Raw genomic sequence first — 11,843 nt, 5'->3', positions numbered from 1 at the left:
TTTCCCATTTGGTTACTAAATTTTAGTAATGTTAGAGCCAGCTCACCTTGAGCTGGCTTTTTTTATGCCTAAACCCCCTACTCTGCTGTGCGCTAATTCGTTATGATGATGTGTCTTTAAGTTATTGAGTTTTCGTTATGATTACAGAGCTAATTACACAGATTAATTGGCAAAGTGGAGTACTTGGTGCTGCTGTAGGTGCTGTTACTAGTGGTGTCATTTTTGCCCTACAAAAAAGTCGCTTAAAAAATCAGTTAACTGATCTGCAAAATAGCCAGCAAATCCTGCAAAATCATTTAGAACAAAAGCAGCTGCAATTGCAAGAAACCCAGCTTACCCTTTCGCAGCTACAGCAAGATTACGCTGAACAACGTGATGAGTCTCAACACTTTAAAACCCGTTTCGTAGAACAAGAAAAACAAGCACAACAATACAACCAATTTTGGCGTCAAGTTGAAGCTGAGCTTGCTGATACAAAAGCTGCACTTAATCAGCGCGATGTTGATTTAAGTACCTTACGAAGCACAGTAGAGCAAAAAGAACTGCATTTTAAAGAGCAGCTTAGTCATATCAAAGAAAGCAAAGAGCAACTCAAAAAAGAGTTTGAAAATCTCGCAAATCAAATCCTTGAAGAGAAATCACAACGTTTTAAAACCTTAAACCAAGAAAGTATTGAGCAATTATTAAAACCGGTTCAAGGTGAGCTAAAAGGCTTTCGCGATAAAATGGAATTGATCCACGTTGAAGATCTAAAGCAACGTGCAGCACTAAAAACTGAGTTATTGCATTTACAAGCTAAAAGCCAAGCTATCACTGAACAAGCTGATAGGCTGAGCACCGCATTACAAGGGCAAAAGAAAACCCAAGGTAATTGGGGAGAGTTAATGCTTGAAAATGTACTAGACAGCGCAGGGCTGCGTGCTGGAGTAGATTATCAGCGTGAAGTGTCGTTTAACACCGAAGATGGCCGTTTACGACCAGATGTTGTGGTGTATTTACCTCAACAACGTCATTTAGTTATTGATGCTAAAACCTCTTTAAACGCGTATACACGTTATGTAAATGCCGATACAGAGCTTGAGGCGCAGCAAGCGCTTAAAGAGCATGTTATGGCGGTGCAATCGCGTATAAACGAGTTAGCAAGCAAAGCCTACGACAGACTACCGGGTATTAACTCACCAGAAGTGGTGATCATGTTTGTACCAATAGAGTCTGCATTTGTTGAAGCGCTTAAGTACCAAAGTGATATTTATCAGCAAGCAATCGAAAAAAACATTTTAGTTGCTACTCCAACGACCTTATTGACTAGCTTGAATATCGTAAAACAACTGTGGCGTTTTGAAGAGCAAACTAAATACTCAAAAGAGCTTGCCGCTCGTGCAGAGCGTTTTTACAACAAACTCAATGGTTTCCTAACCAGTATGGAAGGGGTTGGTAAGCAATTAGATCGCGCCAAAGAAAGCTATGATAAAGCGTTTTCTCAGCTGTACCGCGGTAAAGGGAACTTGATTAAGCAGGCCTCTGAGTTCAAAGAGTTGGGGGTTTCTGTTCAAAAAGAGTTACCCGCGGAAAGTGTTGAAAAAGCCCAATTAGAGTTAGATTAAATGCGATACAAAAAAGCCAACGTCATGTTGGCTTTTTATTAGTTAATAAGTTCGGCTGAAACTATATCGTTGAGCATTAAAAAATGGTTAAGTACAGACTCTTCAAGCTCGAATACCTGCGCTAGTTTTTCGCCACTTGCTGACATCCCCGTTTGCGCACCAGCAAACTCAATGTGTAACCCTAAACGCTTCAGGGTTTGGGTATCGTAACTATAAATAGCAGCATCACGTTTCTCGGTAATACCAGGCATCATCCCTATGATAGTAACCGCTTGTTCAACATTGATAATATCGAAAAATTGTCGCTCTGCGGTTTGCCATTTTGCTATATAGTTAGCGACCTCGCGGGGCTGCTCCATCGGCACGTATAATGGCTGTAATGAGCCGCCATGCCAACCGATAACGGCTTGCTCTTCAACGAGGACATGTGGGCTTGCTGTAAGCACATAATTGGCGCAAGACGATGCACAAAGCTCGTGTACCACAACATTGAGTTGATATTCATGAACCAAACCACCTAAATGTAAACCCGCCATCACATCACCACCTTGGCTATTAATAACCAAGGTGTTGATTTGTTGGCTGCTACTTACTAATAACTGTTCGAACTTTTCAACATTTTGCTTTGATGTTTCGCCCTGAAAATAAATAGTGCCCGGCGATACTTCACTAATTTCAGCAACGCTTTGCTGTGTTGTTTTACAACCAACCAGCAGCACGCTCAATAATAATAAAAAACGCATTAACAATGCCTTGAAGTTTTGTTTGTATACAGTGCGCAATTTAATAATATGTCATTAACGAACTGCAAAAATGGCATAGTACGTTTTTTTACTTGAGAAATAAATCCACGTAATAGGAACAATTGTATGAATATTGGAATTTACATCTATGATGATGCCGAAGTGCTCGATTTCTCAGGTCCGTTTGAGGTGTTTAGTACGGCTAAGCGCCTAGCGAATAATGACTGGCAAGTGAGTTTAATTGCCGAAAGTGATAGTCCTGTTCTTGCCCGTGGTGGTTATAGTGTAAACCCCCATTACAGCTTTGCTGATTGCCCTTTGCTTGATCTCCTTGTTGTGGTTGGTGGCGACCATACACGAGAGCTCGAAAAAGCAGAGGTTATTACTTGGTTAAAACACACAGCCACTAACACCAAGCGTGTTGCGAGTGTTTGTACGGGGGCGTTTTTGCTTGCTAAAACTGGGCTTTTAAAAGGTAAAAATGTCACGACTCATTGGCAAGATCAACCTGAGCTAGCTGCTATGTTTTCTGATCTTAACGTGATTGCAGATACTCGTTGGGTCACTGACGGTAAGTTTACCAGTTCTGGGGGAATTTCTGCTGGCATTGATATGAGCCTAGCTTTAGTCGCTGAGTTTATTAGTTACGAACACGCTCTACTGACTGCCAAACAGATGGAATATCAATGGCAGACTTTATAATTGTTCAGCAATATAGTCGGTTATAAACTGTTTTAAACAGGCAGCCTTTTTACTCAGTAAACGTGCGCTTGGCCAGATAGCATAAATGTCGCGGTTTTCCCCTCGCCAGTGTGGCAGTACTTGAACTAGCTGCTGAGATTTTAATTCATCTATAACCTCAAACCGAGGTAACAAAGCGATACCTTGCTCATCACAAACTAAGTATTTTACAAATCCAGTATCGTTAAACGTAGTAGCAAAGCGGCACATGTGAGTATAAGTTGCATTCGTTTTTGTATTGGTTAGCTGCCATTTATTTCTCAAAGTGGTGCCAATTAACCTATGCTGCTTTAAATCAGCAGGCTCTTCTATGGCAGGTGCCGAATTAAGGTATGTTTTAGTGCTTACAAATAAGGTATCAACACTGCCTAACTTTTTTTGATGGAGCATAGAATCAGCCTGCGGCCCGACTCTTATTGCTATATCAGCTTGGCTTTTACTCAGATCTTCAAGTTTATTATTAAGCAATAACTCAAGTTGAATATCAGGGTACTGTTTAGTAAATGCGAGCCACATCGGCTTTAAGAAACCATGACTAATATTCAGCGGTGCTAAAACTTTAAGCTTTCCTGACAATTGTGCTTTTTGCTCATTAAGCTGGCGGTGAGTTTGTTCAAATTGCTCAATTAATTCAACATAACTTTGAAAGTATACCTCCCCTGCTTGTGTTAACGTGCATTGCCTTGCTGAGCGATTTAAAAGCTGCTCGCCTAGGCGTTGCTCAAGTCGTTGCAAGCGTCTCGATACAGTTGCGGTAGGCAACGACAAGCTCTCAGCCGCATTACTTAGGCCACCTTGTTTAACAATCTGTATGAATAGGGCAATATCGTCAATCATGTTCTCATTTATGCAATCATAGTTTGTTTATCTTGATATTTTTAGCATTTTTGCAATTAGATATCATGTCTTTTATTAAATCATTTAAGAGCATCTAATTATGAGTGTTAATGATATTTATGTGATAACTTTTGTAGGCATAGCGGCGACTTTGTTCATTGATCTTTATGCTTTTCTGCTGGCTAAAGTGTTTAAGATATCGTCATTAAACTTTTGTTTAGTTGGCCGTTGGGGCTTGGGTTTATTAGATGGAAAGTTTAAGCACCTGAATATAGCAACTAGTCCAGTTAAGCAGTTTGAGTGCGTGTTTGGCTGGTGTTTACACTACTTTATTGGTGTTTTATTTTCGTTTCTATTTATATTATTGGTCGGTATTGCTTGGCTTGAACAGCCCACCTTAATCGCTGCATGTATATTTGGATTAGCTAGTGTATGTATGCCATTTTTTGTTATGCAGCCCGCTTTAGGGATGGGGATAATGGCTACGAAAACAGCAAACCCACTTCAAGCCCGCTTAAAAAGTGCTGTAACTCACCTACTTTTTGGTGTCTGAATATATTTATCAGCTCAATTCATTCAATTTATTTAGGAGTATGTAATGGACGCAAAGCATTGGCATCAACGTTGGGAAAATAACGAAATTGGTTTTCATGAAGGAGACGTTAACCGTTATCTAGATCAGTATTTTACTAACTTGAATTTACAGCAAGGCGATACTGTTTTTGTGCCACTGTGCGGAAAAACTCACGACATTCATTATTTGCTAGCGCAAGGAATGCGTGTTGTTGGGGCAGAACTTAGTGAGATAGCCATTAAGCAGTTATTTGATGAGTTAAAGCTAGAACCCGAAGTTAGCCAACACGGCGAACTATTACGTTACCAAGGCGCAAATCTAACCGTTTGGGTGGGTGATATTTTTGCACTTACGGCGAATGAAATTGGCCCTATCAACGCAGTTTATGACCGTGCCGCCTTAGTTGCGCTACCAAAGCCAGTGCGCATTCGCTATACCCAGCATTTACTTGAATTAACCAATAGAGCTAAACAATTAGTGGTGGTCTTTGAGTATCAGCAAAGTGAGTTTTCGGGCCCGCCGTTTAGTGTGGTCGCCGATGAACTACATCAGCATTACGATGCTTTTTATCAACTAACATTACTGTGTAAAGAACCTCTCGAAGGTGGCTTAAAAGGGCAAGTCCCTGCCATGAACGTTGCTTGGCAATTAAGTTAGTACTTACAAACTAGTGGTGTGTAAATTCACACCTTAGTTGTGCGTTTTTGTGGCTAGTTATTGTACCTCTGTGCGTGCACTATAGAGATACCAATGCGCAATAATACTTAATCATTTTGAGGGATTAAACCTGTCGCTACCTGCGTTAAAAATTTCTGATTTAGAACAACTAAATAACGAAATTTTTGCCTTGTTATCAACGAGGTTTCCTTGCCTCAAAATAGACTACTTAATTAAGCGAATTGGTATGAAAAGCATATTTAAGGAGCACATTTATGCAAAAGCCACGCGTTTTCTTTGTTTCACATGGCGGCGGTCCTATGCCTTTACTTGGCGATCCAAGTCATGCCGATATGGTCACATGCTTGCAGTCTATTGCAGCAAAAATTAAAAAGCCATCAGCTATTTTGATGGTGAGTGCACACTGGGAAGCGAACCCAATTAGCATTACTTCGAGTGCTGCTCCTGAACTAATTTATGATTACTATGGTTTTCCTGAGCCTGCTTACAGTATTGAGTACCCAAGCCCTGGCGAACCAGCCCTTGCCGAAAAAGTACATCAAGCATTGGCAAAGGCTAATATCGATAGCACATTAAACCCATCTCGTGGCTTTGATCACGGTATGTATGTGCCTTTGAAGATTATGTATCCAGAGGCAGATATACCTTGTGTGCAATTGTCCTTACATCCAAGCCTTGAGCCAAGCTTACACCTAGCGATAGGTGAGGCTTTACAACAGCTTGATTACGATAATTTATTGATCATTGGTTCTGGCTTTACTTTTCATAATATGCGCGCATTTTTTACGCCTGAAACAGCTGAAATTAAAGCGCAAAATATCGCTTTTGAGCAATGGTTAGTCGATGTATGTGGCAATACTGAGCTGAGTGAGCAGCAGCGACAAGCTAAGTTATTAGAGTGGCAAATGGCCCCTGCGGCGCGTTTTAGTCACCCTCGTGAAGAGCACTTATTGCCGTTACATGTTTGCTATGGTGCGGCGATGCGCTCTTGTAGTGATATCTACGAACTACGTATTGCCAACAAGCAAGCCAGTATGTTCTTGTGGGACGATTAAGTTTAAGTTCAACCCCCTGATAACACGATAAAAGCTCAGATTTTATAAGTTTATTTTGGTACGCTAGGTAAGTTAAAACCTAGGAACAACAAAATGAACTTAATAAAAACATCAACCCTTGCGTTTGCTGTGGTTGCGGGTTTAGGTTTGCAAGCATGCTCAAGTACTGAGCAAGCGAGCACCCCATCAGCAACAGTGAACGCAACGGCTAATCCGCTCTCGCTTGAACAAATTTATAAAGAAAAAGACTTTAAAGCTGAGCGTAGCACCTATTTTACGTGGCTCGATGATGGTACTGGTTATACGGTACTTGAAGAGCGCGAAAGCGATAAAAACAACCAAGACGACAAAGCTAAAGACGATGAGCACGGCGTAAAAGGCAATGATATTGTGTTTTATAACGCCGATGGGACGGGTCGTAAGGTACTTGTTAGCTACGAAAAATTAATTCCCAAAGGTGATAAAGAGCCACTCACCGTTGAAAGCTACCAATGGTCTAAAGATGGTAAATGGCTGATGGTTTTTACCAATGGCGAGCAAGTGTGGCGCTCACGTAGTCGTGGTGATTTTTGGCTTTTAAACCTCGAAACTGATTCGCTATATCAGTTAGGTGGCGAAAGCATCGAAGCGAAAAAGCTGATGTTTGCTAAGTTCTCACCTGATAGCTCAAAAGTAGCTTACGTGCGTGATAACAACATCTACATGGAAAAAGTGGGTAGCAAGGCTGTGACTGCTTTAACCACTGATGGTAACGACACCATTGTTAATGGTAATTTTGACTGGGTATACGAAGAAGAATTTACCATTCGTGATGGTTTCCGCTGGAGTCCAGACAACAAATCAATTGCCTATTGGCAGCTTGATACCAGTGGTGTGAAATACTTCACCATGATCAATAACACTGATGATCTCTACCCTACCCTTAAAGAATTTCCGTATCCAAAAGCCGGCGAGATGAATTCTGCTGTTAAAGTGGGTGTGGTAAGTCTTAGCGACAAGAAAACCCGTTGGGCTGAACTAGGTGGCGATAATCGCGATCGTTATATTCCACGTATTAGCTGGGCAGGCACAGGTGAATCTTTGATGATCCAAGATCTTAACCGCCCGCAAAGCCACAACATGGTTTGGTTATTCGACTGGCAAAAACAACAGCTGACTAAAATTCTTGAAGATAAAGACGATGCCTTTATTGAATGGTTTTATAAAGCAAACTGGTCAAAAGACGGTAAGTTCTTTATTTGGCACAGCGAGCGTGATGGTTGGCGCCATTTATACCGTGTATCTCGCGATGGCAAAACGGTTGTTGATTTAACACCGGGCGAGTACGACATCATTGATATGCTAGCGCTCAACGAAGATAAAAACGTTATGTACTTTACTGCATCACCGGATGATCCAGGCCAGCGTTATTTATTCCGTACCTCGCTTGATGGCAGCTCTAAGCCAATGCGTGTAACGCCAGCGTCATTCGATGGTTCAAACAGCTATTACATGTCTAAAGATACCTCTTGGGCAATGCATACCTTCTCTAAGTTTGGCACGCCACCAATGAAAGAGATCATCAAAGTAAGCGATCACAGCAATGTGAAAACCTTAGTTGAGAACAAAGCATTAAAAGAGAAATTAGCGACTGAGCAATTACCGACTCACGAGTTCTTTACGGTTAATGCGCGCGATGGTGTTGAGCTTGATGGCTACATCATGTTCCCTGCGAATATGGATAAAAGCAAAAAATACCCAATCGTTTTCTATGTCTATGGTGAGCCATGGGGATCAACAGTACAAGACCGTTGGGAAGGCGACAGTTACTTATACAAGTCGTATCTAACTCAGCAAGGCTTTATTGTTGCCTCTGTTGATAACCGCGGCACACGCGCACCAAAGGGCAGAGATTGGCGTAAGTCTATCTACAAAAAAATAGGCTCTATTACTGTGCGTGACCAAGTTGACGCCCTTGATGCAATGGCAAAACGTTGGGATGTCATTGATACCGACCGTGTTGGTGTATGGGGTCACTCAGGTGGTGGTAGTTCAACGCTTAATTTGTTATTCCGCCATGGTGATAAATATAAAGTTGGGATTGCCTCAGCCCCTGTGCCAGATATTCGCTTGTACGATACTATCTACCAAGAGCGCTATGCGGGTAACCCAAATACCGATCCTGAAAGTTACGACAACACGTCTCCGCTCACCTTTGCAAAAGACCTGCAAGGTAAGTTGCTACTGATCCACGGTACCGGAGATGATAACGTACACTACCAAGGTTCAGAGCGTTTAATTAACGAATTAGTTAAGCACAATAAACAGTTCGAGTTTTTCTCTTACCCGAACCGTTCTCACAGCCTCCGTGAAGGTGAAGGCACTACCCTACACTATCACACTATGATGGCTAACTTCTTCGAAAAGCATCTACTTAACAAGTAAATATGCTTTATTAAAAAAACCGCAGCTTAGATTTTAAGCTGCGGTTTTTTTATGCAAACTGTAAACCCCCGTTACACAAGAAAGCGATTAGATGAAAGCTATCAAATGTTTGAAGCAAACTATCAGTGCTGGCAATGGCGGCTGCGAGCTATTGGATTATCGATCGAAGTGTGTAATGAATATCTTGTATCACAGTTAAGTCGGTGAAAGAGGCTAACTAATACCCTGTTACAATTGTCTTATTAACTAATATTTATAATTGAAGTAGTGTCATTAAGTTATTGATTAAGGGGATAAAATGGCATTACTAAAATTTAGATTTCAGTATCTAGCTTGGCTTATTACATTTGTTTTGTTAGCTACAGGCTTGTATATCGCGATGAAATACCAACAGCACTATAGTTCACGCTTTATTGATATAGATATCAAGTCGAATGCGCTTTCAGAAATGCGCCGAGTTTTCATTCGCTTGCCCAAAAACTACAACCCTAACAAAGCTTATCCGCTCATAATTAAAACTGACGGCAATTTTAACCTTGATACTTGGGATGACGCTTTAAGTTTTCTTGAAAGCACCGATGACAAGCATGAGGTTATTCTCGTGGCCATCCCGAACCTTTTTTGGCATGACACACGAAATCGTGATTTAGTGCCACCTTACGCCCGTAAGGATGTGGCGATAGAAGCGCGCCCAATCAATCAAAATCAACGAGAAATATTTGGTAAAGCTGATGTGTTTTTAAAGTTTATTGAAACAGAGCTAATACCCTATTTAGAGGGAGAGTACCGTATTAGCGGGCAGCGCACACTAACAGGTTTTTCGGCGGGAGGTAGCTTTGTGTTATATACCATGGTTACTAAACCAGAGTTATTTAATGCATACTTTGCTTTTAGCCCTGCGGCTTGGTATGACGATAATGTTGTCGTAAAACAGTTCAGTAAAAGCTTACCTAATACAGCAGGCAACACCCACTATTTTTATGTCACATTAGGTGGTGATGAGAATCCAATCATAACCGGTGCATTTAATGGCTTAGTGAATGCTCTTCAAAAGCATGCACCAAACGATCTTACCTGGCAGCACCACATCAACAAAGGAGCTGACCATGAACAAAACGCAAAACAATCCGTTCGCAGTGCACTAGATGGGGCTTTTAATCATTTTGATATGGCTAAGTAATGGCAAAACAGGGCCTTATTTGGCCCTTCTTACTTTTAAAACAAAGTTACAAATAGGTGTTAAACCAATTAACTAGTTCTGATTCTAGTTGTTCTTTATGGTCCATTAAAAAGTGATTGTCACCGTCATACACCACGAGTTTATGGGGTATTTGATGCTTATCTAGCGCTTTGGCAAATTGAATTGAGTTCTCGACCGATACTCGTTTATCGTCACTGCCATGAATAAGTAATATGGGCACTTTAGGCGATAGCTTATCAACCCAGTTCATAACAGAGCGTGCTTCAAGCTCTGCTTGTTTGTTCTCTTTATAATTGGGGATACGACGCACATACACGTTTTTTTCCATGTTAGGTCTAAACGTAAGCTCTTTGACTAAATCGGTCGCCCCCGCAATGGTTGCAATGGCTTTAATCTTGTTTGTGTGTTGCATCGCAAGGTGGGTTTGCATGCCGCCTCTACTTACTCCTAACATACCAATACGGTTTTCATCTGCGCTTGCTATGTGCGGAATAAAATCAATAAGCGCAAGTACGTCGTTAACATCTTTGCCGCCAAACTCATCTAAATCATCATTTTTAGTTGATGTACCGCGGTATTGGCTGCCGATAAGCACAAAGCCTTGCTCTGCTAAAGGAAATAAATTACGCATCATTGCTGCAAAATAAACATTGCCAAAATTACCATTGCCGCCGCGGTTATAAATTAATACTGGAAGCTTATTCTTGATGACTTTAGGTTTGATGATATAACCAAGTACCTCAACATTATCGACCTGATATTTAAAATTATGGCAGGTTAAATTAGCTTTAAAGTTATCGAACATATCTTGTGGAAAGGTTTCTTCAAAGGCTTTAATACGCTTTAAGTATGCCTCTTCGTTTTTAGCTTTGCGTTTATTCTTTTGCGCAATAAATTGGTGCCACGAATCATAGTTAGCAAAGATGCCTGTGAAGCAGTCTGTTTCTTTTGTGACGTGTTCATCATCGATAATTTTCGCTGCGCTGGTAGAAAAAACAGCGAGAAATAGACTCGCAAAGAGTAGTAATTTATACACAACAACATCCTTATTGGTGACTAAAAGTTACGAATCCACAGTAACTTAAATGATGGTTATTTGTATATAACTACTTTTTTACGTATCAAAACTTTTATATTATGAAAGTTAACTTATTGAATTGGAAGTCATAATGAGCAATAAACCGCCGCATATATTAGAGTTGCTACCTAAGCGTTACACCTTGTGGGGGTTATTATGTTTATCCTTGGGGTTCGCTATATTTGTAATTATATGGTCTCGAGCTCCTGAATACCGGCCTTTGGTACAAGATATGCGCTTAGTCAATGCTGTCAAGATAGTTGATGTACTGGACGTTGAAGAGATCCCTTACAAGGCTGATATTAAAAATCATATTTTGTACGTCGATGTTCTTCATTCAGACCAAGCGAGGCTAGCACTTGCTAAAGTAGGTTTCGTCTTTGATTATCCAAATAAAGATACATTTAGTTCAATACCACAAGCATGTGCCTTACTTGAATCACAAGAAGCAAAGGAAAATAGGCCTATTCATCAAACTGAATGGTTTCTCCGATTAGTTCGCATAATAATGGCCGCGATAGTACTTATTACTTTAATCTTGGTCGTTGTACGACCCATTTTAAAGAATCTTATTCTTGAAGATAACAACAAGGATTAATATACCTTTTAGCAAATAAAAAGCCGCAATAAGCGGCTTTATCTGTAATGGGGCTTTACACTAAAAATAGGGTTTGGCGTTATTCAACCGAAATGAATACTTCAACTTCTTCACTGCTTTTATAAAACTCATAGTCAGTTTTATATGCTCGAATATGCGGGCACTGTTCATTACTAAAGTACTGCCAAACTTGACCCCAAACATCGATAACGGTTTGTGGCATTGCACCTTTGCCACTAAAGCGAAGGTAGTTACCTGTGGCGAGTGTCGTTTGTTCTATCTCTGATGATGTGACTTGCAGATCAGTACA

General features: G+C 40.7%; 13 protein-coding genes. 9 read left to right on the top strand and 4 right to left on the bottom strand.

Annotation, left to right across the window (positions count from 1 at the left end; all coding sequences use genetic code 11):
• Positions 1-137: 137 nt before the first annotated feature.
• Entirely contained in the window at positions 138-1,604 is a 1,467-nt protein-coding gene (gene rmuC, locus P4S60_RS17730; protein WP_337116893.1) for a DNA recombination protein RmuC, read from the top strand.
• Between the two features lie 38 nt (positions 1,605-1,642).
• On the opposite strand, the gene P4S60_RS17725 is transcribed toward rmuC, so the two are convergent.
• Entirely contained in the window at positions 1,643-2,347 is a 705-nt protein-coding gene (locus tag P4S60_RS17725) for a hypothetical protein (protein WP_337116892.1), read from the bottom strand.
• A 126-nt stretch (positions 2,348-2,473) separates the two neighbouring features.
• Here P4S60_RS17725 and P4S60_RS17720 point away from each other — a divergent pair, with 126 nt between their 5' ends.
• On the top strand, positions 2,474-3,049 hold the full coding sequence (locus tag P4S60_RS17720) for a DJ-1/PfpI family protein (RefSeq protein WP_337116891.1): 576 nt from the start codon (positions 2,474-2,476) through the stop codon (positions 3,047-3,049).
• On the opposite strand, the gene P4S60_RS17715 is transcribed toward P4S60_RS17720, so the two are convergent.
• Complete coding sequence (locus P4S60_RS17715; RefSeq protein WP_337116890.1) at positions 3,044-3,925, bottom strand: LysR family transcriptional regulator; 882 nt, start codon at positions 3,923-3,925, stop codon at positions 3,044-3,046. The two genes, P4S60_RS17720 and P4S60_RS17715, sit on opposite strands and share 6 nt — an antisense overlap.
• A 100-nt stretch (positions 3,926-4,025) precedes the next feature.
• Here P4S60_RS17715 and P4S60_RS17710 point away from each other — a divergent pair, with 100 nt between their 5' ends.
• The 6 genes from P4S60_RS17710 (at position 4,026) to P4S60_RS17685 (ending at position 9,836) form a co-directional block, all read left to right on the top strand.
• On the top strand, positions 4,026-4,478 hold the full coding sequence (locus P4S60_RS17710; RefSeq protein WP_337116889.1) for a DUF2938 family protein: 453 nt from the start codon (positions 4,026-4,028) through the stop codon (positions 4,476-4,478).
• Positions 4,479-4,523: 45 nt separating this feature from the next.
• Complete coding sequence (gene tmpT, locus P4S60_RS17705; RefSeq protein WP_337116888.1) at positions 4,524-5,156, top strand: thiopurine S-methyltransferase; 633 nt, start codon at positions 4,524-4,526, stop codon at positions 5,154-5,156.
• 100 nt (positions 5,157-5,256) lie between these two features.
• A complete protein-coding gene (locus tag P4S60_RS17700) occupies positions 5,257-5,547 on the top strand; it encodes a CcdC protein domain-containing protein (protein ID WP_337117523.1) in 291 nt (96 codons plus the stop codon).
• The gene (locus P4S60_RS17695) at positions 5,432-6,232 is read left to right on the top strand and encodes a DODA-type extradiol aromatic ring-opening family dioxygenase (protein WP_337116887.1); all 801 of its coding nucleotides are present in this window, start codon (positions 5,432-5,434) and stop codon (positions 6,230-6,232) included. Before P4S60_RS17700 ends, P4S60_RS17695 begins: the two co-directional genes overlap by 116 nt.
• 93 nt (positions 6,233-6,325) lie before the next feature.
• A complete protein-coding gene (locus P4S60_RS17690; protein WP_337116885.1) occupies positions 6,326-8,656 on the top strand; it encodes a S9 family peptidase in 2,331 nt (776 codons plus the stop codon).
• 298 nt (positions 8,657-8,954) lie between these two features.
• Positions 8,955-9,836 (top strand): alpha/beta hydrolase, encoded by an 882-nt coding sequence (locus tag P4S60_RS17685; RefSeq protein WP_337116884.1) that lies wholly within the window; start codon positions 8,955-8,957, stop codon positions 9,834-9,836.
• 46 nt (positions 9,837-9,882) lie between these two features.
• On the opposite strand, the gene P4S60_RS17680 is transcribed toward P4S60_RS17685, so the two are convergent.
• Positions 9,883-10,893 (bottom strand): alpha/beta hydrolase family protein, encoded by a 1,011-nt coding sequence (locus P4S60_RS17680; RefSeq protein ID WP_337116883.1) that lies wholly within the window; start codon positions 10,891-10,893, stop codon positions 9,883-9,885.
• A gap of 133 nt (positions 10,894-11,026) precedes the next feature.
• Between P4S60_RS17680 and P4S60_RS17675 the strand changes: the two genes are divergently transcribed.
• A complete protein-coding gene (locus P4S60_RS17675; RefSeq protein ID WP_063703800.1) occupies positions 11,027-11,533 on the top strand; it encodes a hypothetical protein in 507 nt (168 codons plus the stop codon).
• Positions 11,534-11,612: 79 nt separating this feature from the next.
• Here P4S60_RS17675 and P4S60_RS17670 read toward each other — a convergent pair.
• Positions 11,613-11,843: GyrI-like domain-containing protein (locus P4S60_RS17670; protein ID WP_337116881.1), on the bottom strand; the 231-nt coding region annotated here is incomplete at its 5' end.

This window comes from Pseudoalteromonas sp. Hal040, from assembly GCF_037162425.1.
Classification (GTDB): domain Bacteria; phylum Pseudomonadota; class Gammaproteobacteria; order Enterobacterales; family Alteromonadaceae; genus Pseudoalteromonas; species Pseudoalteromonas gelatinilytica.
Note: the sequence above shows the minus strand (reverse complement) of the source record. Positions and strands in the feature narration are given on the sequence as shown.